The sequence below is a fragment of the Ruminococcus sp. RTP21484sp1_RTP21281st1_A8_RTP21281_210402 genome (genome assembly GCF_040914025.1).
Taxonomy (GTDB): domain Bacteria; phylum Bacillota; class Clostridia; order Lachnospirales; family Lachnospiraceae; genus Blautia_A; species Blautia_A faecis.
Genome location: NZ_JBCPGE010000011.1, coordinates 36,179 through 61,836 on the forward strand (window position 1 = coordinate 36,179; position 25,658 = coordinate 61,836).

Consider the following 25,658-nt stretch of genomic DNA (forward strand, 5'->3'; position numbering starts at 1 on the left):
TCCTTCTTATTATTGATGAGTCTCACAAAACAGTTCCACAGGTAGGTGCCATGTCAGAAATCTCCATAAAAAATGTAGAATTGCTGTTTTTTACAGCTTTTCACTTTTTCTGCTGTAAACATTATCATTATGATTGCAACTCTACCCAAAACTTATTATAATAAGAATCATGAAAAGCAACACAGCAAGGAGAAACTTATGAAAAAGATCAAAAAACTGACATCCCTATTATTTTGCTGTCTGTTTTTATATCTGCTGGCATTTCCAGGACAGGTACAGGCAGCCTCTCTCACCCCTACTGCGCAAGATAACCTTAGTGTTAAATTAAGGCGTTCTTCTGACCTTATTTCTATTTCCAACGGCTATATGCGAGTATTCCGCAAAACAAACAGCGTCGGTATTGAATACTATGACAACAGCCTGCAGATTACAGACAAAAGAGAAATTCCCATGGAGCTTCCTTTATGGGGTGGTTTTTATGCAGGATCTGATGGATATTACCTGGTAGAGGGACAAAATAACACCGCCGAAGATAATTCCGCCGAGGTTATCCGTGTCATCCGATATGATACAAACTGGAATCGCAGCGGTGCGGCTTCCATTACAAGCAATCCGGATTTATTTGGAGGAGAGGTTCGTTATCCATTCGATTACGGATGTGTGGAAATGACAGAAACCAACGGAACTCTCTATATTGTAACCGGTCATGAAGGCTATGTAGATGAATCTGTTGGACAGGGACATCAGGGATTCCTTATGATTGCCGTTGACCAGGCTTCCATGACCGGAAAGATCGTAAGCTGTGATCTGTGGCACTCCTTTGCCCAGTATATCAAATCGCAGTCCTCTTATCTGTATGTTCTGGAGCAAAGCGAGGGTTCCCGCTGTACCCAACTTTCCAGATACGACAGTTCCACCCTTGATAAAAAAACTATCGAGCTTCTTCCTTATGGTGGTTCCCGTACTTCCGTATGGGCACTGAACTGCTACGCAAGCGTAGATGGTATGGCTGTTTCTGCTGACAGTGTACTGTGTATCGGAACGACCATCGACCAGTCCCAGTATGACAATGTGACAAGTGACACTCCTCATAATATTTACCTTACAATTACTCCTGTTTCCGATTTTTCAAAAGAAGCAACCTCTGTAAAATACCTTACCAACTACACTGGCAATGGAAAGAGTTTTATGGGGGTAAAGATCACTCCAATCACAGAAAACCGTTTCATGATTTCCTGGGAAGAATATGAAAATACAGACGATTCTTCGTCAGAAAATTACGCAGCTGCTGATGATTCGCTTTCTTCCAGTACTCTTCATTACCTCTTTGTTGATGGTAAGGGAAATGTACTTAGCAGGGAATACACCACTGCTGCGCCCGTATCCGACTGCCAGCCTGTCGTTAAAGATTCCAAGGTTGTTTACTACGCCTCCAATGCCAATACTGTTAATTTTTACTCTATTGATGCAAATGACGGCACAGCCTCCAAAAAGATTTACCGTACTGCAGGTGAAAATGCTACCTGGGATTTTGCAAATGGTGTTCTCACCATTTCCGGTCAGGGTGCACTTAATATCTCCACGGATGAAAACGATCGTTTCCCCGTTTCTTCCACTCAGGGCGGCTACAGTTTCTGGAGCGGCACGGCATGGAAGTCCATGAAAAATTAGGTAAAAAAAATAGTTATAAAATCCGGGATTACCAGTATTTCAGAAAATGCATTTAATTATCTGCCCAATCTGAAGGAAGTCGTAATTGAAAACGGTGTCCACACTATTGGAAAGGAAGCTTTTGCTTTCTGCTCTAATCTTGAAACAGTCACTCTGCCAGACAGCGTAATCAACATCGGGGATGACATTGTATGGGAAGGCTCCTACTGGTATTCCGGCGGTCATGTATACTACGCTACCATTTATGCCTCCCCTAACTCAGCTGCCATCACATATGCACGTAAGAACAACATTGGTTATGCCTGCGACCTTTCTCAGGCATCTGTAACCGGAGTTAAAGCGACTTATGCTTATACTGGAAAAGCTCTAAAACCAGTTCCAACTATTACTCTTGGAAAGCAAAAACTTATAGAAGGACAGGATTATAAAGTTACCTACAGCAATAACAAAAAAGTCGGAACTGCCACTGTAACCATTGCAGGCCAGAACAACTATTTTGGAACTATTACCTTAGATTTCCAGATTACCTCAAGTTCAAATAACAAAGATGATAAACCTCAGACTACAGTAGTGAAATCCTTCAGTGATTCTTACAATGTCTACACAGTTAATAAAAATGGTACCTCTGTTACTTTAAAGCGGTCAAAGTCCAAAGCCATCACGACTGCAGCAATTCCTTCCTCTGTGAAGGCAAACGGTCGGACCTATAAAGTCACAGCCATTGCTTCCGGAGCTTTCAAAAACTGCCGGAAGCTAAGACAAGTAACCATTGCCAGGAATATTTCTTCCATCGGCACCAGTGCTTTCCAGGGCTGCAGTGCTTTACGGACTGTAAAGATTGGCTCCAAAGTTTCTTCCATTGGCAAAAAAGCATTCTACGACTGCAAGGCCCTTACTTCTGTCAGCATTCAGTCCAAGAAGCTTACCTCCGGTACCGTAGGAAAAAGTGCTTTCACCAAAGCCGGCAGAAACAACTACAAGAAGCTGAAAGTAAAAGTACCAGCAAGCAAGCTTTCCGCCTACAAAAAGCTCTTCAAGAGTAAGGGACTTTCTGCAAAAGCAAAAATCAGTAAATAAGCCATTTTTCTTTATGAAGCAGCTGCCATATAACAAATGAAGCCGGTGTTTAAAAACACCGGCTCAGACTGTAGACAAACTTGGTGTTGGGGATTATGGCCAGCACCATTTTTCTTTTAAAACTTCTTTTCTTTTTATTTTCTTCAAAATCAACAAAAATCTGGCTGTGTTCCAACCTCGTTTTTCCAGAATCTTTGCCAGTTTTTTCAGATTCATGCATGCAAAGGTAAGCCCGGCTTTCATTTCCATCCGTGCTTTTTTCCAGAATCTTTGAAAAGATCTGCTCAAAAAGGTCTGTATCTTTGAAACGGCGGGTATAATTCTTTCCAAATGTAGAGAAATGAGGTACTGGATCTAACATGTCTAGTCCGAGAAACCAGCGGTATGCAACGTTTACCTCGATCTCTTTCATGGTCTGACGCATGCTTTTTATCCCATAGAGATACTGAATGAATGGTATCTTTATCAGCATGACGGTATCCATACTGGGACGACCGTTATCCGGACAGTATTTTTCGTCATCATAAAAAACACCGCCCTTCTGATATTCATTATAGCAGAAAAGCGGTTCCAACAATAGCAAAACCCTGCAAAAGCAGGGCTTTGTCTACAGTCTGAAATCCTCGCCAGAGAGCGGGGATTTTTTTCTGTATAAACAAGTATTAAATGGAATAAAAAAGACAGGCCGCAGCGGACCTGTCTTTTTGAAACTTCAGATGACAGAGAATCAGCAGATGCCCTGAGCTTTCATAGCATCTACAACTTTCTCAAATCCGGCGATGTTAGCACCGGCAACATAGTTGTCTTTCATACCATAACGCTTAGCAGCGTCATCAGCTTTGTGGAAGATGTCTACCATGATTCCATGAAGCTTCGCATCAACTTCCTCTGCTGTCCAGGAAAGTCTCATGGAGTTCTGGCTCATCTCAAGAGCAGAAGTAGCAACACCACCAGCGTTAGCTGCTTTACCAGGCATGAACAGAACACCGTTCTCTTGGAGATAAGTTGTAGCATCAAGAGTAGTAGGCATGTTCGCACCCTCAACTACATATTTGCAGCCGTTTGCAACAAGTGTCTTAGCACCATCAAGAGCAAGCTCGTTCTGGGTAGCACATGGAAGGTATACATCACATTTGATGTTCCAGATTCCGGTACCTTCTGTGTAAGAAGCACCCTCAACACGGTCTGCGTACTCTTTGATACGTCCACGTTTTACTTCTTTGATATCTTTCACAATGTCAAGCTTGATTCCTTCCGGATCATAAATATATCCGTTGGAGTCACACATAGCAACAACCTTGCCGCCAAGCTGCTGAGCTTTCTCTACAGCATAGATTGCAACGTTTCCGGATCCTGTTACGATGAATGTCTTTCCATCAATAGAATCGTTATGTGCTTTCATGATCTCATCAAGCATATAAACAACACCATATCCGGTAGCCTGTGTACGGATCAGAGATCCGCCGTAGGTAAGTCCTTTACCTGTGAGAACACCCTCGTATAATCCGCGGATTCTCTTGTACTGTCCGAATAAATAACCGATCTCACGTCCGCCTACACCGATATCACCAGCCGGAACATCAGTGTCAGCACCGATATATTTGGAAAGCTCTGTCATGAAGCTCTGGCAGAATGCCATAACCTCTCTGTCAGATTTGCCTTTCGGGTCAAAGTTGGAACCACCTTTACCACCACCGATTGGAAGTCCGGTAAGGGAGTTCTTAAATGTCTGCTCAAATCCAAGGAATTTTAAGATACCCTGGTTTACTGACGGATGGAAACGAAGACCACCCTTATAAGGTCCGATAGCGCTGTTAAACTGTACACGATATCCCTTGTTTACCTGAACAACGCCCTTGTCATCTACCCACGGAACGCGGAAGGAAATGATTCTTTCCGGCTCTACAAGACGCTCCAGAAGGGACATGCTGCGGTATTCTTCTTCATTTTTGTCAATTACGACCTTCAGGGAATCCAGAACTTCCTTTACTGCCTGGTGAAATTCAGGCTCACCTGGATTCTGTGCTACGACTCTTTCGTATACTTCTTCTGTGTAAGACATTGTAATTCCTCCTCATCCAGATAGGTGTAAAATTTTTTAACGACGCTATTATACACTAAAGTGCTAAAAATGAAAAGAGTTTTTTTCATATTTCCAAAAATTTCATTAAGGCTTGCGAAAATGAGCCAAATATGAGATGATAGATAGCAAGAAATACATTATGCCGGAGTAGGAAAAAGACAGATATAGATTTTTTTCCATATTAGATATGCCGGCCATAAGTAGTAAGATGAGGAGTGAAATAAATGAAAACATTCGAGAAGTCCAGTAAACTGGATAACGTACTTTATGATGTGCGAGGACCGGTAGTGGATGAAGCGGCCAGAATGGAAGAGGATGGAATGGAGATTCTGAAGCTGAATATCGGCAATCCATATCCATTTGGATTTTCTGCACCGCAGGAAGTAATTCTGGACATGCTGAGCAATATTCGTACCTCTCAGGGATATTCCGATTCCAAAGGAATCTTTTCCGCAAGAAAGGCCATTATGCAGTATGCCCAGCTTCGAGGAATTCCCGGGGTTACCATGAGTGATATTTATACAGGTAATGGTGTCAGTGAGCTGATCAATCTCTGTATGCAGGCACTTCTGGATAACGGGGATGAGATTCTGATCCCTGCACCGGATTATCCTTTGTGGACAGCTACTGCGACTCTGGCAGGTGGAAATGTAGTTCATTATATTTGTGATGAGCAGTCTGAATGGTATCCGGACATTGATGATATTAAGAGCAAGATCACAGACAAGACCAAAGCGATTGTTATCATTAATCCGAATAACCCTACAGGAGCAGTTTATCCCAAGGAGATCCTGGAGCAGATCGTGCAGATCGCAAGAGAGCACGAGCTGATCATTTTTTCAGATGAGATATACGACCGTCTGATCATGGATGGCTATAAGCATACTTCTATTGCATCCCTTGCACCAGACGTATTCTGCGTTACTTTTTCCGGACTTTCCAAGTCCCATATGATCGCTGGTTTCCGTATTGGATGGATGATCTTAAGTGGTGCCAAGAATAAGGCGAAGGGGTATATTGAAGGTATTAACATGCTTTCCTCCATGCGTCTTTGCTCCAATGTTCCGGCCCAGTCCATTGTACAGACTGCACTTGGTGGATACCAGAGTGTAAATGAGTACATTCAGCCAGGCGGAAGAGTTTATGAGCAGAGAGATTTTATCTACAAGGCACTCAATGACATTCCGGGAATCACAGCCGTAAAGCCCAAGGCTGCGTTCTATATTTTTCCGAAGATCGATACAGAAAAATTCAATATTCACAATGACGAGCAGTTTGCTCTTGATTTCTTACATGAGAAACAGGTGCTTCTGGTGCCGGGAAAGGGCTTTAACTGGAATTGTCCTGACCACTTCCGCGTAGTATATCTGCCGAATGTGCGTCAGCTGGAGAAGGCTATGGACAAGCTGAAGGATTTCTTGTCCACCTATAAACAGCGATAAGAAGATAATAAAACAATGGCAGTCACAGATTATCCATTTACAATGCCGGAGCAGAAGCATCCGCTTCTGACTCTGACAGCATTAATAATTGAGGGAGGAACGGATTATCGGACGGATTAAAAAGAAAGGAGTTTATTTGAATGACAGGATTTAAGATGAAAGTAACACCGGAAATAGAGAACCTGACAGAGGTTTGCAAGGAGCATTCCAGCCTGGATCTGTCTCTTTATCAGAAATACGATGTAAAGCGAGGGCTTCGCGATATCAATGGTAAGGGCGTCCTGGCGGGTCTGACGCAGATTTCCAATGTATGCGCCACGAAGGTGGTTGACGGCAAGGAAGTGCCCTGTGCGGGCAGTCTTTCCTACAGGGGATATGACATCAAGGAGTTGACCAGGGGATTTATTGAAGATGACAGATATGGCTTCGAAGAAACTACCTATCTTTTACTGTTCGGCAAGCTTCCGAATGGGGAGGAACTGGAGGATTTCACCAAGCTTCTGGCGAACCAGCGCTCCCTTCCTACGAATTTCGTAAGGGACGTTATCATGAAAGCACCGTCCAAGGACATTATGAATGCCCTGTCCAGAAGTGTGCTTACACTTTATTGCTATGACAAGGAGCCGGATGATATTTCCCTTCCGAATGTACTGAGACAGTGCCTGAATCTGATCAGTGTATTTCCTCTTTTATCTGTTTATGGATATCAGGCTTACAATCACTATGTATGCGGCAAGAGCCTTTATATTCACAATCCGAAGAAAGAACTTTCCACAGCGGAGAATATCCTCCGTATGCTTCGCCCGGATAAGAAATATTCTCATCTGGAGGCGAAGATCCTGGATCTTGCCCTGATCCTTCATATGGAGCACGGCGGTGGTAATAACTCTACATTTACTACACACGTTGTTTCCTCATCCGGAACAGACACCTATTCTGCAATCGCAGCAGCTCTCGGTTCTCTGAAAGGTCCGAAGCACGGTGGTGCCAATATTAAGGTTGTAAGTATGTTCCAGGATTTGAAGAAGAATGTGAAGGATATTTCTGACGAAAAGGAAGTAAGAGAGTATCTGAAGAAACTGCTTCGCAAAGAAGCTTTTGATAAGAGAGGTCTTATTTATGGTATGGGACACGCGATCTATTCGGTATCGGATCCCCGTGCCCAGGTACTGAAAGGCTTTGTTGAGACTCTGGCCAGAGAAAAAGGCCGTATGAAAGAATACAATCTCTACGCGATGGTAGAGCAAATGGCTCCGGAGGTTATCGCCGAGGAGCGCCATATTTACAAGGGTGTCAGCGCAAACGTGGATTTTTACAGCGGTTTTGTTTACAGCATGTTGGATCTGCCTCTTGAGCTGTATACACCGATTTTTGCAGTGGCACGTATTGTGGGCTGGAGCGCCCACCGAATGGAAGAACTGATCAATACAGACAAAATCATCCGTCCGGCTTACAAGAACGTTCTGGCTCCGGCTGTATACGTACCGCTTAAGGAGCGTGAATAAGAATGACAGTGAAGCATCAGTCTTCCCTGGTCCTGGAGGGCGGGGGAAGCAGGGGAGTATTTACAGCAGGGGTTCTGGATTATCTTATGGAAAAAGAGGTGAAATTCCCATATGTGGTGGGTGTTTCCGCTGGTTCCTGCAATGCTCTTGATTATGTATCCTGGCAGCCTGGAAGGACCAGAGACTGCATGATCATAGAGGATAAGGCAAACAGCTATATTGCTACTAAGGAAGCTCTTAAGAAGCATGAGCTTTTTGACATGGATATGCTGTTTGACAAATATCCAAATGAATTGTTTCCGTTTGATTTTGATACTTTTTTTCAGTCAGATACGGAGTGTGAGCTGGTAGTGACCAACTGCCAGACTGGTGATGCGGAATATATGACTGAGAAGCATGACAGACGTCGCCTGATGGATATTGGAAGGGCTTCTTCCAGTATTCCCGTTGTAAGTCCCATGGTAGAGATTGACGGTGTTCCTTATCTGGATGGCGGCATTGCAGATTCGATTCCCCTGATCCATGCCATGGAGAAGGGATATCGAAAGAACGTGGTGATCCTTACCCGAAATATGGGTTACCGCAAGAAGAAACCGGGAAAGAGCACTCCGCTTTATGTGGCTGCATTTCGTCATTATCCGGAATTTTTGAACACTTTATATAATCGTTACCGCAGCTACAACCGGACTTTGGAGCTTCTGGAAAAATGGGAGAGGGAAGGACATATTTTTGTCATCCGCCCGGAAATTCCCACTGTGGGGCGTGCGGAGGCGAACAAAGAGAAGCTGATGGCGTTTTATCAGCATGGTTATGATGTGATGAAAGACCATTATGAGGAACTGCAGGCGTACCTAAGCAGGTGACGGGATCTTGACAGAACCTCTTGGGAAACAGGCGCGAAATCATGTGAATACATGATTTCTGTGCATTGCAAAGCGCGTTGCCGGAGTCTGTTTGAAAAATCATCCCCGCAATCTGCATTACCATAGAAAATAAAAGAATTAAAGGATGTAACAGAATGTTTGAACGCTTTTTTCCAGATGAATATCTGGATTCAGCATATGTAGTTAACTATGAAAAACTATACCAGGAGGGATACAGGGGAATTTTGTTTGATATCGACAATACCCTGGTTCCTCATGGGGCACCGGCAGATCCGGAAGCTGTCCGGCTTTTTCAGAAGCTTCGTGACATTGGCTTTTCCTGCTGCTTGGTGTCAAACAACAGGAAAAAAAGGGTAGAACCCTTTGCCGCTTCAGTAGGCGCTCAGTTTATTGAAATGGCTGCCAAGCCGTCCAGAAAAGGCTATGAAAGAGCCATGGAGAGACTTGGAACGAATACAGGGAATACGGTCTTTATCGGAGACCAGCTTTTTACCGATATATGGGGGGCTAAGAATGCTGGCCTTCGCAATATTCTGGTAAAGCCGATCAATCCCAAGGAAGAGATCCAGATCGTGCTGAAGCGCTATCTGGAGAAAATTGTATTACATTTTTATACCAAGGAGGAGAAGAATTCATGAACCATATTGTGGTGATCGGATTTATGGGGTCTGGCAAGACAAGAGTGGGGAAACGTCTGTCCAGTGACCTGGGACTGACATTTGTGGATGTGGACAAGGTGATCGTTAAGAAGATGAACATGTCCGTAAAGGAGATTTTACAGAAATTTGGAGAGCCATATTACCGTGCTCTGGAAACTATGACTGTGAAAGCTCTGATTGAAGATAAAGAAAGAAAAGTGATTTCTCTTGGCGCAGGTCTTCCGGTTCAGGAGCAGAATGAGCAGTATATTAAGCAGCTGGGTACAGTTGTTTACCTGAAGGGGTCTGCTGAGACTCTCCGCAAGAGGCTTGAGGGAAATAGCAATCCTCTTCTGGAAGGCGAAAATCAGGATGAAAAGATCAAAAAGCTTCTGAAACAGCGTGATCCGATTTATCATAAATTTGCAGATATTGAAGTTGTGACAGGAGTGAAGCCTTTTGAGGAACTAATCAAGGAAATTGAAGGACAGCTTCCGTGAATACAAAAGTATTTTGCCATAATATATGGGAAAAACAGGAAAATTTGGCTGCATATGAAAAAAAGTAGTTGAAAAAATGGTACATATATAATAAAATATTTCTAGTCATAAGCACTATAAGGAGGAAAAATTAATTATGATTTCAGCAGGTGATTTCAGAAACGGTGTCACAGTAGAAATTGATGGCAACGTTTGTCAGATCGTAGAATTCCAGCACGTTAAACCGGGTAAGGGAGCTGCTTTCGTTAGAACCAAATACAAAAATATTATTACAGGATCCGTGTTAGAGAAATCTTTCCGTCCTACAGAGAAATTCCCTACAGCACGTATCGAGCGTGTTGATATGCAGTATCTCTACAGCGATGGCGGATTATATTACTTCATGAACGTAGAGACATTTGACCAGGTTGGTCTTACAGAAGAGCAGGTTGGCGATTCTCTTAAATTTGTAAAAGAGAATGAGATGGTTAAGATCTGTTCTCACAATGGCAATGTATTCGCTATTGAGCCTCCGTTATTCGTTGAGCTTGTAGTTACAGAGACAGAGCCAGGATTCGCTGGAAATACAGCTCAGGGTGCTACCAAACCGGCTATCGTTGAGACAGGAGCACAGGTAATGGTTCCGCTGTTCGTTAACCAGGGCGACAAGCTGAAAATCGACACCAGAACAGGCGAGTACCTGTCACGAGTATAAATAACTACAGAGCAGTTATTTATGAGCAAGTAGCGGATTGCGAATATTCCGTTCTAAATAGCATAAGCTGTTTATTTATGTGCCATCGGCGTATGCCGGTGGCATATTTTGTTTAATTGCAGACACATTTTATAAATTATGATATGAGTGTCAAAAGGTCTTTTGCCACTCATTTGATACCCCGGATTGCTCCGCAGCTACGCTGCTCCCGCAATCCTCCCAATATTTGAAATCCGCTGATTTACTGCGTAAATCGCTACTTTCTCATATTTGGCGTGTCCCAAGTTCAAACGCCTTATCGTGCAAGCACGAACGGCTTTTTGACCTTTTTGACACTGGTATCATAAATTATTATATATCAAAAATAAGGAGGAGCACAAATGAAATATACAACACTTGGAAAAACCGGTCTTAAGATTTCCCGTATGGGATTTGGCGGAATCCCCATCCAGAGAATTGACGCGGAAGGTACTAAGAAATTAATGAAGCAGCTGGCAGAAGAGGGTGTGAATTATATCGATACAGCCAGAGGCTATACGGTCAGCGAGGAGTATCTTGGTTATGCCCTTGAAGGAATTCGTGACAAATTTGTAATTGCCACCAAGAGTATGGCAAGAACCAGAGAAGCCATGGAAGCAGACATTGAGAAGAGCCTTGGCAATCTTCGAACCAATCACATTGACCTGTATCAGGTACACAACCCAAGCATGGAACAGCTGGACACTGTTATAGGTGAGGGCGGTGCCTTGGAGGCTTTATTGGAGGCGAAAGCAGCCGGTAAAATTGGTCATATCGGTCTGACTGCACATTCTACAGCTGTTTTTGAGCGCGCACTGAATCTGGACTGGGTGGAGACAATCATGTTTCCATATAATATCGTAGAAAACCAGGGCGACGAGCTGATCCGCAAATGTCAGGAGAAAAATGTGGGCTTTATTGCCATGAAGCCATTAGCAGGTGGTGCAATTGAGAATGGCACTCTTGCACTTCGTTATGTCTGTTCTAACCCGGCTGTTATTGTGGTAATCCCGGGAATGGCAGAAGTATCTGAACTGGAAGAGAACATTAAGGCATGCTCTGACACAGCACCTCTTACAGAGGCAGAGCTTGCAGAAATGGAACAGATCCGCCATCAGCTGGGCACCAATTTCTGCCGTCGCTGCAATTACTGTGCGCCATGTACGGTTGGAATCAGCATCCCAAGCGCATTCCTTTTCGCAGGATATCTGGAACGCTACAATCTGGCTGACTGGGCGAAAGACCGCTACGGCAGCATGGCAGTGAAAGCTTCTGCATGTGTGGGATGCGGCAAGTGCGAGACAAGATGCCCATATCATCTGCCAATCCGGGAAATGCTGAAGAAGGTTGCAGAAGAATTTGGAGAATAATAAAAACTGCCCTGTGCGACTCTAATGGTTTTTCAGATAATTTTGCAAAAAAAAGAAAAAATGTATTGACTCTATAGTAACTATATAGTTTACTATAAAGAAGCCTTAAGAAAACCTTATAGCAACTACAAAGTTGCGGATAAGAAAAATAAGTGATACTGACCACGGAGTGAACAGTATCGAATACACGAAAACAGGATCTGATCAAGGAGGATTATGATGAAAAAACTGGTGGTTATGGGATTAGCAATGGCAATGACAGCGGCTATGGTAAATGGTGTATGTGCTCAGCCGGTACAGGCAGCTGATGGAGAAGGACTGAAGGTAGCACTTTTACTTTCCGGAGCAGCAAATGACCAGGGCTGGAATCAGACAGCATACGAAGGAGCACAGAAAGCCTGTGAGAAATACGGATACGAACTGGCTTACACAGAGAACCTGGAAGTTGCTGATATTTCCGCCGCTTTTGCTGACTATGCAAGTGCAGGTTATGATGTGGTAATTGGTCACGGATATGAGTTCGGTGATCCTGCACTGGAAGTTGCAGAGACCTACCCAGACACCAAATTCATCTGCACAGAGGCTGACGCTTCCGCTGACAACGTAGCTTCCTACGTTATGGCATGTGAGCAGACCGCTTATGTAGAAGGAATCATTGCTGCTTCTACTTCTGAGTCTGGTAAACTTGGCGCCATCGGACCGATCCCTGGAGATTCCCTTGTAAAGATCATTAACGGATATGAAGACGGAGCAAAATCCGTAAATCCTGATATCGAAGTTCAGACAGCCTGGACAAACTCTTTTGTTGATACACAGCTTGCACAGGAAGCTGCAAAAGCTATGATCGACAATGGCGTAGACGTAATCAAGCATTGTGCAAATGCTTGCGGAAACGGTGCAATGACAGCAGCTGTTGAGGCTGGAATCTGGTGCCAGGGCGATTCTTACGATCAGAGCTCTTTAGCACCTGACAATATTCTTGATTCTGCAATTTACAATCTTGATGTTGTAATTGATACTGCCCTTGGCAGCGTTGCAGACGGAAGCTTTGAGGGAGATGTTTACAACCTTGGTATGGCAGATGGCGCAGTAGAAGTTCTCCTTTCCGACAATCTTTCCGATGATGTGAAAGCAACTGCACAGGATGCAATTGATAAGATCGTTTCCGGCGAGCTTGAAGTTGAGCGCGACTACACAATGAGACAGTAAGAAATCGGATTTGTAACCGCGGATTGAGATATCTGTTTTTATAAAAATGGCTCGCAATCTGAAATCCGGCAACTGATTGTTCAAAGACAAATGAAGCTGAAATGGAGGAAAGTTATCAATCAGTCAGTGGAGATAACCTTCCGAAGTTTCAGCTTTTTAAAACACTTTAATTATTCGATACCAGTGTCAAAAGACCTTTTGACACTCATATCATTATACGAGAAAAAGGAGAAAACCATGTCTCTTCTTCAAATGAAACATATCTGTAAATCATTTTCCGGCGTATATGCAAATGAGGATATCAACCTGACGGTAGAAAAAGGTGAGATCCATGCTCTCCTTGGTGAGAACGGAGCCGGAAAGACCACACTTGTTAATATTATATTTGGTCTGTACACTGCAGACAGCGGTGAAATTTTGTGGAAAGACAAGCCAGCGGATTTTGCCTCTCCAAGGGAAGCTATCGATGCAGGCATTGGAATGGTCCAGCAGCATTTTTCCCTGGTAAATAAAATGACAGTTCTGGATAACATTGTTCTGAATCTGAAGGACAACTCCTTTTTCCTGGACAGAGCTGCTGCAAAAAAGAAGCTGACTGATCTGGCAGAAAAATACGGACTCTACGTGAACCCGGATGCTGTGATCAGTGATCTGTCAGTGGGAGAACAGCAGCGCGTGGAAATCCTGAAAGCATTATACAGAAATGTAGAACTTCTGATTCTGGATGAGCCTACTGGCGTACTCACCCCTCAGGAAACCACACAGTTTTTCGATGTTCTCCGCAATCTGAAAAAAGAAGGCTATGGAATCATTATCATCACCCATCGTATGAGCGAGATTATGGCAATCAGTGACAAGGTTACCATTCTTCGGGATGGCAGACAGGTGGCAGATCTTGTGACTGCAGACACCAATCCGGAAGAGCTGTCTGCCTATATGATCGGACGAGAGCTGAATGATGACTATCATATAGAAGGTTCTCCCAAAAAAGATATTATGCTGGAATTGAAAAATGTGTCCAATCATCACAGAAAACACAGCCGTCATAAGCTTGAGAATATCAGCCTTACCATTCACAAAGGGGAAATCCTTGGAATTGCCGGTGTGGAAGGAAACGGACAAAAAGAGCTTGCAGAGGTGATCACCGGAATTCAGAAAACCGGTGAGGGCGAAATTCTTCTGGACGGACAGAATCTGGCAGGAATCAATATCCGCGGACGTTATGAAGCAGGTGTTTCCTATATTTCAGAGGACAGATTGTCAGACAGTCTGATCACCGGAATGAACATTTCAGAAAACCTTGTTCTCCGGGAATATGGGAAGCCTCCATTTGCAAACCATTCTATTATAAACAAAGCAGCTATTCGTAAAAATGCAGCAGAAAAAATGAAACAATATCAGGTGCGCGCATCCGGAAAGTCGGGGATTGATACGCTTGTAAAGCTTTTGTCAGGTGGAAACCAGCAGAAGCTGATCATAGCCAGAGAGCTGAACGATCATGCAAAAGTGATCGTGGCAAGTCAGCCTACCAGAGGTCTTGACATCGGTGCTACAGAATTTGTCCGTCAGCAGCTTATAGATCAGAGAAATGCAGGAAAAGGTGTTATGCTGATATCCGCAGACCTGGAAGAAATTATGGCGTTAAGTGACAGGATCGCAGTGCTTTTTGGTGGAAAAATCGTGGGAATCCTGAATAGAGAAGAAGCTACTGTACAGAAAATCGGCCTTCTCATGGGCGGAATTTCAGAAGAGGAGGCAAGATAATGGAGAAGGAAAAAAGAACAAGAGGGATTACAGATGTACTTCTGATTCTTGTGATTACAATTCTGGCAGGTACGGTTTTGATCCTTGCATGCGGCGCAAGCCCGATGGAAGCATACGGTCTTTTCTTCCGTGGAATCTTTGGAACACCTGCAGGATTTGCAGAAATTTTTGTAAAAGCATGCCCGCTGATCCTTACAGGTCTTGGCTGCGCAGTAGCATATCGTACCGGCTTTTTCAACATTGGTGCAGAAGGACAGTTTTATGTAGGGGCAATGGCAACTACCATGGTAGCTCTGAACTGGACGGCTGTTCCGGGAATACCAAGAATTATCCTTTCCCTGGTAATCGGATTTCTGGCAGGTGGCGTGTGGGCGCTGATTGCAGCAGTGTGCAAAGCGAAATTCAATATTTCCGAAATTATTGTCACTATTATGCTGAATTATATTGCAATTAATTTTCTTGGCTATGCAGTCCGTTCTTTTTTGATGGACCCGGAAGGAAATGTTCCGCAGTCTGCGAAAATTGACAAAGCCGTACAGCTTGGAACCCTGATCCGGGCAACCCGTTTTCATGCAGGTATTCTGATCGCAATCATCTGTGTACTTGTAGTATGGTTTTTCCTGGAAAAAACAACTATGGGATACGAATTGAAGGCAGTTGGACTGAACAAACGTGGAAGCACCTGCAACGGTATTTCTGTTATGAAAAATATTGTGCTTTCTGCCTTTTTAAGCGGCGGACTTTCTGCAGTGGCAGGTGGAATCGAGGTTCTTGCCATTCAGAAAAAGCTTCTGGAGGGAATCTCCTCAAACTGTGGCTATACGGCTGTTTTGATCGCACTTGTGGCATTTAACAACCCTATTGGCGTATTCTTTGTGGCAGTGCTTTATGCAGCAATGCAGGTAGGTGCAAGCTCCATGCAAAGACAGCTTGGAGTACCGTCTGCAATCGTTAACATTCTAATCGGTCTGGTTGTTGTTTTGATCCTGGGAAGAGAACTGTTCCATTTCAAAAAGAGACAGGCAAAAGTTGGAAAAGGAGGAAATGCGTAATGCTTCAGCAGATTTTCAGTTTAAGCTTTATGACGGCTTTTCTGGCCGCAGCAGTTCGTCTGGCAGTGCCGCTTATGTATGGCGGAATTGGTGAGACCATTGCGGAAAAATCCGGTATTCTGAATATCGGAATGGAAGGTGTTATGCTCAGCGGTGCATTCTTTTCCTTTGCAGGTGCCTGGTATTCCGGCAATCTGTTTGTGGGACTTCTGTGCGGTATGGCAGGAGGACTTGTAGTCAGTCTGCTTCACGGACTTCTTTCCATTACACTGATCCAGAACCAGTCTGTTTCCGGTCTTGCCATCAACATGCTTATGCTTGGCGTCACCAGCTTTTTGTTTAAATTAATGTCAAATGGACAGGGCTATCAGCAGATCGAGACCTTCCCAAACATTGCCATTCCAGGATTGTCAAAGATTCCGCTGATCGGAGATGCATTTTTTAACTGCGATTTTCTGACCTATATCCTTTATGTACTCCTGATCCTTACCTGGATTTTTTACAAAAAAACCAATCTGGGGCTGTCTTTTATGGCAGTGGGAGAGCACCCGCGTGCAGCAGAATCCGCCGGCATCCAGGTGAAAAAATACCGCTGGATCGTGATGGTGTTCAACGGAATCCTAGGAGGAATCGGCGGTGCATATCTGGTACTGGTACAGCTTGGCGTTTTTACGGAAAATATGATTTCCGGCCGTGGCTATATTGCTCTTGCAACTGTTATTCTTGGACGATATACACCTTTTGGAATGTTTGGAGCAGCTCTTTTGTTCGGAGCAGCCAATGCCCTGCAGATTCGTCTCCAGACCATAGGTGTATCCATCTCCCCGTTCCTTCTGGCAATTTTGCCATATGCGCTGACCCTTATTGCAATGCTTGGGGCTGCCGGAAAGAACAGTGAACCAGAAGCTCTTGCTAAGCCTTATGTAAAAGGCTCAAGATAGGAGTATCTATGGCAAATAAAGAGTATCTGAATGTAAATGAGCTGGCGACCTTATTCGGATTGAACGTGCAGACCCTGCATTATTATGACAAAATCGGAATTCTGAAGCCCAGCTACAGAGACCCGAAAAACGGATATCGGAAATATCGTTTTGATCAGACTTATAAGCTTGCATCCATCCGCTATATGCGAAAACTGGGTTATTCCATTGAGGCAGTCCGGGATTTTCAGGACACAAAAAGTCCTGATGAGGCGCTTAAAAGACTGAAGGAGCGTTCCGCAGCCATTCATGCCCAGTGGGAAGAGATGATGCGGATCGACCATGCGATTTTGCGAAAAATACAGTTTATTGAAGATTCGAAAGCAGGAATTGATTACGAAAATATCCAGGTGGTGAAATATCCAGAGCGAAAATATATTCCCATCGGAGCAGAAGAGGAGCTTTATGCAGGCGAATCCTTCTACTTTTATCCAACCATTGTATTTTATGGGGAAAATAGCAAGGAATTTGGAGCGCTTCTTACAGATGCCGTTCCAGAGGAAAATGCGGAGATACGCACGATTCCTGCAGGAACCTATGTTGTGGGGTATCACAAAGGGGCATATGAAGAGATTCAGGACAGCTTTAAAAGGATAAAGGAATGGGGACGGAATCTGAATCTGGAGGATACCATTCTGGCGCTGAATATCATCGACCAGTTTGTGGAACAGGATAATGATAATTATTCTACCAGGATCGAGGTCAGGATTGCAGATACAAAATAGAGGAAAAGCGATGCGAGAAAGAGAAAAAATGCAATGATTAAGAATGTGAGGGACAAAAAATGGCAGTAAAGATTTACCACGGAGATATTTTGTTTACACCGTCAGCAGACAGGTTAGAGATTCACGAAAACAGTTATATAATTGTAGAAGATGGAGTGGTTTCACAGATCTGTGAAAAGATTCCGGAGCAGTATCAGGGCGCAGAGGTTATAGATTACGATGATAAGCTGATCATTCCGGCTTTTTCTGATCTTCATGTACACGGAGCACAGTATGTACAGCGCGGAATCGGTATGGACTGTCTGCTTTCCGACTGGCTGAATCATTATACATTTCCGCAGGAATCCCGTTTCCAGAATATGGAGTATGCAAAAAACTGCTACGATGCATTTGTAGATGATATGCTCCGCCATGGTACCTTCCATGCCAATGTTTTTGCAACCATTCACCGTGAGGCCACAAACTATCTCTTTGATAAAATGGAAGAGAAAGGCATGTATGGTTATGTGGGAAAGGTGAACATGGACTGCAATTCTCCGGAATTTCTCACCGAGACCACAGAGGATTCCCTGAAGGAAACAGAGAAGTATCTGGCAGAACATGAGGGCAGCAAAAAGGTGAAAACCATTCTGGCTCCCCGTTTTGCCCCGACCTGCAGCAAGCCGCTGATCGATGGTCTTGGCAAGCTGGCAGCAAAATATCATTGTGGTGTGCACACTCATCTGGTAGAGTCTCTGTGGGAGGCACAGGAAGCTCTGAATCTGTTTCCGGGCTATAGTTCTGACGCAGAAATTTATGAGCGCGCAGGTCTGATGGATCACGGTCCGTCTATTTTCGCCCATGTTATTTTCCCAACTGAGGAAGATAAGCGGATTCTGAAAAAACATGGAAGCTTTTCTGTTCACTGCCCGGATGCCACTGTGAATATTATTGCAGGAATTATGCCGCTGCAGCATATGGAGGCTGAGGGACTGAAAATTGCCATGGGAACTGACATTGCCGGTGGCCATGGAATCGGCATCTACCGCCAGGTTGCAAGAGCCGTACAGTTATCCAAGCTGAAAGAATTCTACGAGCCACAGGAGAGTAAGACCATTACTATTACACAGGCATTCTACCATGCAACCAAAGAGTCTGGAAGTGTATTCGGTAAGGTTGGTTCTTTCGAAAAAGGGTATGCATTTAATGCCCTTGTGATTGATAATATGGAAGATCCATGGACAAAAATGACTGCAGAGGAGAAACTGGAGCGTTTCTGCTACATCGGAGATGACCGGAATATTAAGGCCAGATATATTGATGGGGAGCTGTTGGAGCAGGAATTTTAGAAATTTGCTATTTAATGTGTTGAAAAGTTCTTCAGTAGGGACGCATTTGGACAATGTGTATTACTCACTCGCCGGCGCAACGCTCCAGCGAACTAATCGCTAACTGCGACTAATGCGTTCGGGAGAGCCCTCACGCATAAGTCTTCGTAAGCGCTGGATTTCGCTTACGCTAAGAACGCGCCTGAAATGGCTCGCTGGAGTAATACACATTGCCCAAATGCTGTGTACTGGCTGGGACTTGCTGGTTAGTAAGAACTTTTAACGAAGGGGGAGGGGGAGTGATTGGTTTCCCTACACTTTCTTGACAACGATAGATTAGAAAAAACAATATAGTTGCGGGATACCAACTACTTCACCCCACCCCCGTTGTTGTCGTTACTGTTTCTTTCTTCCCTTTCCAGTAACCAGCGATTTTGCAATGTATATTCGCAAGCCGCGCATTTTAGGAGCGGTTTTAGTGGAGGCGAGATCCATGACTTACGGAGACTTAGGCGCGAAGGCTTTCCTGAGCGTCTTAGTCGTAGTTAGTCATTAGCTTGCCGGAACGTTGCGACGCGCGGCGGTGAATATACATTGTGAAATCGCGTCCGGAATAACGACCAACACACTAAATAGCAAAACACCATCTTGACAACTTTGCAAAAAATGCATATAATAATATCTCAGCGAAAGCACAATTACACAAACTTCGTCTGCGCACCAGCAATACCTATTATATACGATTAGGGCTTGTACTGGTTTCGACGGGGGTTTTGAAGTTGTGGAAGCCATCCGCAGTCTCCCGAACTGCGTAATAACGGGAAATTCTAAATATAAACGCTGACGATCAGTTAGTAATGGCAGCCTAAGTGCTGCCCGTCAGTCCTGTTGCACTCACACTTCAGGAGTCTGGTGTCGACCTTGTGAGAAACCTTGCCGGGTAAGCTTTGCCCCGGTAGATGTATCATGAAGCTACTGAAGCAGTAAGCCTGTCGGTGGGCGTGCTGTGGAGGGAATGTTAATACAGCGACTGTGATGGGAGATGCCGCAAGGGATAGACTTTCGGACGCGGGTTCAATTCCCGCCAGGTCCATAGTGAAAACGCCGTATTTACGGCGTTTTTTCTTTTTCGTGTTGCATAGTTGTGAAATGCGAATTAATTTTATCTGTAAATTTCTTTTGCTCATCGTTGATCACATTTCTGTATACAGCCTTTAGAACGGTATCTGTTTTCCATCCACCTCTTGCCATAATGTACTGATCCAGAATACCAATCGCGTGCATGATCGAAGCAGAGTAATGCCTAAGTCATGAAAGTTAAATTAGTTATTTTATTTCATTTTTTTAGCGCATTATTGAAATTAATACTGTGATGTCACTTTTATTGTTTTTAGTTATCTGCTATAATTGAAATAAATAAAATAGATACTGAGGGATAAAAATGCATCCATATACAGGAGATTACACCGAACAAAGAAAAAATGGAAAGTTGAATTTTATATACTATACTTTCACACCGCGTCCATTGAAAGGTAATACATTTTTCAAAATAGATGATGAACTGATGGCGCTTTTGATTGAGACATATCACACTCTTGGATTATTAGAAGGGTTGCTTCAGTATGCACCAAATAAAAACTCATTTTGTGAATTGATGCTCTTAAAGGAATGCACTTATTCCAAAATGATAGATTATTATGGTGCATTAGATTTTAGAAATATATTAGTTAAAAGAGAGGCTGGAAAGGGTAATATAGAGTCTATAAAAAATTTAATGTCAGCTTATAAATCAGCCGTAGATATGCAGTTTGCAGCTCAGGAATATAGCAAAATATGTAGCCTCGCTTTATATGGTGATAAAGCAGAACAACAAATAAGTATACGCAACACCCAAACATTTTTACAACGCGCAATATCAAACTTAAAAACCTATAACCCAACAGCTCCAGAAGATGTTTTGCCATCATTGGCCGATATTTCTGCTTACCTCTATGACAGTGAGGATGATCCTTTGATTCAAGCTGCGTTAGTACACTATCAATTTGAAATGATACATCCATTTGAGAAATATAATGGAATTGTTGGACGTATTCTAATATTCATGGTACTGAAAAAAATTGCAGGCAAAGCGTTATCTGGGCTGTGTCTATCTGAGCACCTATTCTTTAATAAAAACGAGTATTTTGATATACTCAGTTCAACGCAATACAGCGGCGGTTACGTGCGTTGGATCAAGTATTTCATACGGATTATCAATGAAGCAACTCAAACTAGTGTAGATCTGCTCAAAAAATACGAAGAAACAATTAAACTAGATGAGGAAAAGTTAAGAGCCAAAGTACCGAAAACAAAAAGTGTTTGGAGTGTGTATGAATACCTTAAAGTATCTCCTGTTACCAGTATTCCTATTACAGCAGAGCATTTAAACTTATCATATAATTCAGTTTCTAAGGCATTTGCTACATTGAAAAAATATAATATAATTATGCAAAGAAACAATAGCACGAGAAATCGAATATGGGAATATACTTGTCTTGATTTTATATTTACTTTACCAAGTATCAATCAAGTAACATGTAACTAGTTGGAAAAATAATGTGGAGGCAGAAATATGAGTGAATTACTAAATGGCATATTCGAATGCCTTGATATAAATAGCGGTACTGGTTTGGCTACAGAAGACAATTTGCAGAGCATGACTTCCTTTCAAAGACTATTTTATACACAAGTTCATGAAAAGATAGGAATTGACGCTGTATATTTTCTTCGCGATGTAAACGGAATTGCTAAAGTTCCGCTTATCTATTTTTCCGTTATTCAAAAATATGATGCGAAACAAGTCGCAGAGTTACATCGTCTTTCTTGGAATCTCGGAGAGGCTCCGTTGTTATTCGTGGTGACTCCAGATGAAATTTTGATTTATAACAACTATGAAACACCGCAAGTCATTGAGAATGGAAATCTTGATCCTACTGCAGGGATAATTGAAACGTTAAGTTTAACAGATGGATTGGTTTCACAGCAACTTGCCTTAAAGAAGTATCATCGTTCCTTGCTTGAAAGTGGCGAATACTGGCGTCAAAGCATGACGAGGTTTAATGCTCAAAATCGAGTTGATGCCACACTAATATCAAATTTGAGAATAATGCGCAGAACATTGATCAATCAAATCAGTAAAAGATGCGATAAGAGCAAAGAAATAATTACGGGTGTAGTTCACGCTTTGCTCAGCCGGTCGATTTTTATTAAATATCTGGAAGAACGAAAAGATTCAAACGGAGAAACCGTATTTCCACAAGATTTTTATTGCAATTTTATGGAGTCAGCGAAATGGTATACTGATGTGCTGAACAGTAAAGAAGCAACTTATAACTTATTTTTAACACTTAAAGACAAATTTAATGGTGATACGCTGCAAGTCTCAGAAATTGAAACAGAGATCATTACTCAAGATGATTTGGATGAGCTTCGCACATTTATTTTAGGTAACAGCGAATTGGAGAGCAGACAACTTACCTTATGGCCGCTTTATAGTTTTGACATTATCCCCATTCAGTTAATCAGTAGTATCTACGAGTTATTTTTTCATTTGTCAGACGAAGAGGATGAGAAAGGAACATATTATACACCTCTCCATCTTGTCAACTTGGTCATGGATGAAGTGTATCCTTGGGAAGGCGAATATAAAGATATATCATTTTTTGATCCATCATGCGGTTCGGGCATTTTTTTAGTTGAAGCATATAGAAGACTGGTTTGTAGATGGATGTCACAAAACGCTGTTCAAGCAATCACCTGTGATCGACTAAATCTTCTCTTGAAAAATAGTATTTTTGGTGTAGATATTAATGAAGAGGCAATTCGAGTCGCCTCGTTTAGCCTTAGTTTAGCAATGTGTGACTTCCTAGACCCACGAAGCATCTGGGATAAGCTTTCATTTCCTTCTCTATTAGGTAAGAACTTGATTTCAAGTGATTTTTTCGATGAGGATAAGTCTTTTAATAAAGAAAGATATGATGTCATTGTTGGTAATCCACCTTGGCAGAGTAACATTACCGAAAAAACGAAAGAGTACTTGAAGAAAGTAAATCGTGTTATAGGTGATAAGCAAATTGCACAGGCATTTTCTATCAAGTGTTCAGAGTTGTGCAAACAAAACGGAATTATCTGTCTCCTTATGCCTAGTAAGGGATTGCTTTTTAATAGGTCTGATAAAAGTAGGATGTATAGAGCAAATCTTTTTTCGGATAACAATGTTCTAGCGATTATAAATTTATCAGTATATAGAAAATTTTTATTTGATCACGCTAGTGGACCCGCTGCTGCCATTATCTATACTCCCAAAAGGGAAGAGCTCAAGCAACCAATAATTTATTGTACACCAAAGCCAATTTATACAATTGAAGATACCAGGAAGTTTTCTATTGATCCTACCGATATATGTAGAATTCCGCATGACATTATTGATGACGATAGAATCTGGAAAATTGCAATGTGGGGAGCACCTAGAGATCTTGAATTAATAGGAAAAATGCAAAGTACTTTTGCACCTATGGCATCATTTATTGAAGAAAATCACATGACAACTGCTGAAGGGTTCAAAAGAGGAAATCGGAAACATCAATGTTATGACTTCACAGGTCTTCCATTGATAGAAGCAAAATCCTTTAAACCATATTATGTTTCATCCGACGAACTTCCGATAGTTGATTTCCATGACTTTGAGTGCGTTGTCAAAAATGCTAGAGAGATTTTTGCTGCTCCACATTTGATAATTAAACAGAGCCATAAAAATGGAACATTTCTTTCAGAAGTGTTGGATTATGATGCTGTGTTTAACCATAGCCTTTTGGGAATTCACGGTGAAATTGAACAGCTTAAGTACTTGAGCGTGATAATAGGTTCAAGAGTATTTTCGTATTATCATATACTTACAAATAGAAAGTGGCTAGTAGAACGGGACGAGTTAGAGGCCGGGGACATTTGGCAGACGCCAATCCCCAAACCCAACGATGCTGAACTCACAGAAGCTTGTAACATCTTTGATAAATTAGTAAACTCACCAAAAGAGAATTACCTGTTGGAACAGTTTGCACGAAATATGTATCGTTTAAAGGAATATGAGTGCTACCAAATAGATGATGTTATTGACTATGTTTACGACTATTTTAAAAATAAAAATCGTTCAGTATCTTTTTTCAGACCGAGCATTGATAACTACAAACTATATTACGCTTCTCTAAAAGGGATACTGACTAGGACATTTGGAACTGGCATGGGCTTTTCTGGCGACCTATATTTTGGCAATGCTCCACTATCTGTTCTTGTGTTAAATGTTGAGCATTCCACCACAAAGGATCTAAATGTTATAACCAACAATGATCAGCTTAATGAAATACTCCTAAACTTGGACCGTTCATTGGTCGATAATCAACAAATGGTTTTCGTGAGAAGAAACCTCCGTATTTATCAGAGAGAAAAGATTTTCATTGTTAAACCAGCGCAACGCAAATATTGGACATATTCTGCTGCCTGCAGAGATGCAGATGAAATATTCGAAGATATTTCCAAAGCATGGAGGTGATTTTATGAGCAGTATAAGAAATATAACAGCATCTTCAGCTGTGCCGGACGATTTGGCAAAGCGACTTGGTCCTGCTGGTATCAACGAAATATTATTGACTCTATGGCAGGGGTATCATGACATGATTGCCGATACAAGCATTACCATCACTGAAAACACTGAAGAAGATGATATTACACAGGAATGGTATGGGAAAATATCGCTACGATGGACCAGTGAAAATAGAGCTACTATTCTACGAATAAACAGCATTGGCCCAGTACATCAATATCAAGATCCTACATTAAAAAAGAAGCGTGGATATAAGCCCACCATTGATTTTTGTTTTCGTGATTGGGATACTTCAAACAGTTATTTTGGCGCAGAATGCAAGAATCTATATAATCATAAGAAAGATAAAATCAAAAGATATGTTGAGACAGGAGTTAAAAATTATATCTCAGGACGGTATGGTTCACAGTCATCAGAATCTTCAATTATTGGGTATGTGTTAAGTGGCAAGATTCCAGAAATTGTAAACGAACTTGTTTCTGAAATTGCAAAAGTTACGCCAGTAAGCAATTTGTCCCGCGAGTTACGCTATATGGAACCGCAGTACTCTTCACAGCATATGCGGAATCTTGATAATCAGGAAATAACCATACATCATTTGTTTTTTGATTTTTCTCATTAAAATATATGTGTTTTGTTTGAAGAATAATGTTTCTGCCTATTATGTTCTACTCGTATAGATAGTGAGTAAAAAGTAGCGATTTCAAGCTATCAAATCTATGTTGGTAGCTTGGATTTCTGCTTTTCAGAATTATATTTTTTGTCTTGGGCTTGACATACGGGTGTCGGAGATCATGAAAACGGAATGGTATAACCATTCCTTCAAATGGACTTATTGATTGTTACAGTGCTGTTACAATATAAGCCTTTTATGTTTGGACTATTAAATTTATAGTCCATTACGTCTATACCGTCCGCGCAGGTCTGGTCTTGTAATTCCTCATATGTGCTCATGTAAACACCTCCCGCTTTAGTATATCTCAATACGTGTACAAAAATCTGTACAGTTGCTTCCACAAAAAGAAAATTGACAAATATTTCGGAGTGACATATAATATATTTAACAAGAGAACCGTTGGTCAGTGCACACCTGACCGCCGGATA

Annotated in this window: 21 protein-coding genes, 1 other RNA gene and 2 pseudogenes; 20 read left to right on the forward strand and 4 right to left on the reverse strand. The window is 42.3% G+C overall.

From position 1 onward, the window contains the following. The first annotated feature begins 198 nt into the window (after positions 1-198). The 3 genes and pseudogenes from AB5170_RS07150 to AB5170_RS07160 all read left to right on the forward strand — a co-directional run bounded on the left by AB5170_RS07150 (position 199) and on the right by AB5170_RS07160 (position 2,748). Positions 199-1,671 carry a hypothetical protein gene (locus AB5170_RS07150; protein WP_368361954.1) on the forward strand — a complete coding sequence of 491 codons (1,473 nt, stop codon included), beginning with the start codon at positions 199-201 and terminating at the stop codon, positions 1,669-1,671. A gap of 15 nt (positions 1,672-1,686) precedes the next feature. Beyond that, a pseudogene (locus AB5170_RS07155) lies at positions 1,687-1,842 on the forward strand (leucine-rich repeat protein); the annotation flags it as partial. A gap of 399 nt (positions 1,843-2,241) precedes the next feature. Then, entirely contained in the window at positions 2,242-2,748 is a 507-nt protein-coding gene (locus AB5170_RS07160; protein ID WP_368361953.1) for a leucine-rich repeat domain-containing protein, read from the forward strand. A 259-nt stretch (positions 2,749-3,007) separates the two neighbouring features. Here AB5170_RS07160 and AB5170_RS07165 read toward each other — a convergent pair. After that, positions 3,008-3,274: pseudogene (locus AB5170_RS07165) on the reverse strand (transposase); the annotation flags it as partial. Positions 3,275-3,475: 201 nt separating this feature from the next. Continuing rightward, a complete protein-coding gene (gene gdhA, locus AB5170_RS07170; protein ID WP_118583930.1) occupies positions 3,476-4,810 on the reverse strand; it encodes an NADP-specific glutamate dehydrogenase in 1,335 nt (444 codons plus the stop codon). A 245-nt stretch (positions 4,811-5,055) separates the two neighbouring features. Here gdhA and AB5170_RS07175 point away from each other — a divergent pair, with 245 nt between their 5' ends. The 14 genes from AB5170_RS07175 (at position 5,056) to ssrA (ending at position 20,015) form a co-directional block, all read left to right on the forward strand. Next, positions 5,056-6,273, forward strand: coding sequence for an aminotransferase class I/II-fold pyridoxal phosphate-dependent enzyme (locus tag AB5170_RS07175; protein WP_148461853.1), 1,218 nt, complete (start codon positions 5,056-5,058; stop codon positions 6,271-6,273). 140 nt (positions 6,274-6,413) lie between these two features. Further along, entirely contained in the window at positions 6,414-7,778 is a 1,365-nt protein-coding gene (locus tag AB5170_RS07180; protein WP_368361929.1) for a citrate/2-methylcitrate synthase, read from the forward strand. Positions 7,779-7,780: 2 nt separating this feature from the next. After that, the gene (locus tag AB5170_RS07185; protein ID WP_148461851.1) at positions 7,781-8,641 is read left to right on the forward strand and encodes a patatin family protein; all 861 of its coding nucleotides are present in this window, start codon (positions 7,781-7,783) and stop codon (positions 8,639-8,641) included. 155 nt (positions 8,642-8,796) lie between these two features. After that, complete coding sequence (locus AB5170_RS07190) at positions 8,797-9,300, forward strand: YqeG family HAD IIIA-type phosphatase (RefSeq protein ID WP_118583936.1); 504 nt, start codon at positions 8,797-8,799, stop codon at positions 9,298-9,300. Further along, positions 9,297-9,800 (forward strand): shikimate kinase, encoded by a 504-nt coding sequence (locus tag AB5170_RS07195; RefSeq protein ID WP_148461849.1) that lies wholly within the window; start codon positions 9,297-9,299, stop codon positions 9,798-9,800. Before AB5170_RS07190 ends, AB5170_RS07195 begins: the two co-directional genes overlap by 4 nt. A 136-nt stretch (positions 9,801-9,936) precedes the next feature. Then, positions 9,937-10,494, forward strand: coding sequence for an elongation factor P (gene efp / locus AB5170_RS07200; protein WP_118583940.1), 558 nt, complete (start codon positions 9,937-9,939; stop codon positions 10,492-10,494). 380 nt (positions 10,495-10,874) lie between these two features. Then, positions 10,875-11,882, forward strand: coding sequence for an aldo/keto reductase (locus tag AB5170_RS07205; RefSeq protein WP_195478674.1), 1,008 nt, complete (start codon positions 10,875-10,877; stop codon positions 11,880-11,882). Between the two features lie 216 nt (positions 11,883-12,098). Beyond that, entirely contained in the window at positions 12,099-13,091 is a 993-nt protein-coding gene (locus tag AB5170_RS07210; protein WP_226855395.1) for a BMP family protein, read from the forward strand. A 237-nt stretch (positions 13,092-13,328) separates the two neighbouring features. Then, a complete protein-coding gene (locus AB5170_RS07215) occupies positions 13,329-14,855 on the forward strand; it encodes an ABC transporter ATP-binding protein (protein ID WP_173770261.1) in 1,527 nt (508 codons plus the stop codon). After that, a complete protein-coding gene (locus AB5170_RS07220) occupies positions 14,855-15,907 on the forward strand; it encodes an ABC transporter permease (RefSeq protein ID WP_187566159.1) in 1,053 nt (350 codons plus the stop codon). Before AB5170_RS07215 ends, AB5170_RS07220 begins: the two co-directional genes overlap by 1 nt. Further along, positions 15,907-16,848: an ABC transporter permease gene (locus tag AB5170_RS07225; protein ID WP_148461845.1), complete on the forward strand. Its 942-nt coding sequence runs from the start codon at positions 15,907-15,909 to the stop codon at positions 16,846-16,848. The genes AB5170_RS07220 and AB5170_RS07225 overlap by 1 nt, the downstream gene beginning before the upstream one ends. Positions 16,849-16,856: 8 nt before the next feature. Beyond that, positions 16,857-17,612 carry a MerR family transcriptional regulator gene (locus tag AB5170_RS07230; protein ID WP_148461844.1) on the forward strand — a complete coding sequence of 252 codons (756 nt, stop codon included), beginning with the start codon at positions 16,857-16,859 and terminating at the stop codon, positions 17,610-17,612. Between the two features lie 59 nt (positions 17,613-17,671). Further along, a complete protein-coding gene (locus tag AB5170_RS07235) occupies positions 17,672-18,940 on the forward strand; it encodes an amidohydrolase family protein (protein ID WP_148461843.1) in 1,269 nt (422 codons plus the stop codon). Between the two features lie 725 nt (positions 18,941-19,665). Then, positions 19,666-20,015, forward strand: a transfer-messenger RNA (tmRNA) gene (gene ssrA / locus AB5170_RS07240). 14 nt (positions 20,016-20,029) lie between these two features. Here the strand turns inward: ssrA and AB5170_RS07245 are convergent. Beyond that, positions 20,030-20,170: a hypothetical protein gene (locus AB5170_RS07245; protein WP_195983318.1), complete on the reverse strand. Its 141-nt coding sequence runs from the start codon at positions 20,168-20,170 to the stop codon at positions 20,030-20,032. A gap of 190 nt (positions 20,171-20,360) precedes the next feature. Here AB5170_RS07245 and AB5170_RS07250 point away from each other — a divergent pair, with 190 nt between their 5' ends. Genes AB5170_RS07250 through AB5170_RS07260 form a run of 3 tightly spaced genes read left to right on the forward strand, consistent with a single transcriptional unit; the run spans position 20,361 to position 25,176 of the window. Next, a complete protein-coding gene (locus tag AB5170_RS07250; protein ID WP_368361744.1) occupies positions 20,361-21,503 on the forward strand; it encodes a Fic family protein in 1,143 nt (380 codons plus the stop codon). 27 nt (positions 21,504-21,530) lie between these two features. Next, positions 21,531-24,503, forward strand: a complete 2,973-nt coding sequence (locus tag AB5170_RS07255; RefSeq protein WP_118700150.1) for a class I SAM-dependent DNA methyltransferase — start codon at positions 21,531-21,533, stop codon at positions 24,501-24,503. Between the two features lie 4 nt (positions 24,504-24,507). After that, positions 24,508-25,176: a hypothetical protein gene (locus AB5170_RS07260; RefSeq protein ID WP_118700149.1), complete on the forward strand. Its 669-nt coding sequence runs from the start codon at positions 24,508-24,510 to the stop codon at positions 25,174-25,176. Positions 25,177-25,376: 200 nt separating this feature from the next. Here the strand turns inward: AB5170_RS07260 and AB5170_RS07265 are convergent, their stop codons facing one another. Next, positions 25,377-25,508, reverse strand: a complete 132-nt coding sequence (locus tag AB5170_RS07265) for a hypothetical protein (protein ID WP_255610623.1) — start codon at positions 25,506-25,508, stop codon at positions 25,377-25,379. Between the last annotated feature and the right edge of the window lie 150 nt (positions 25,509-25,658).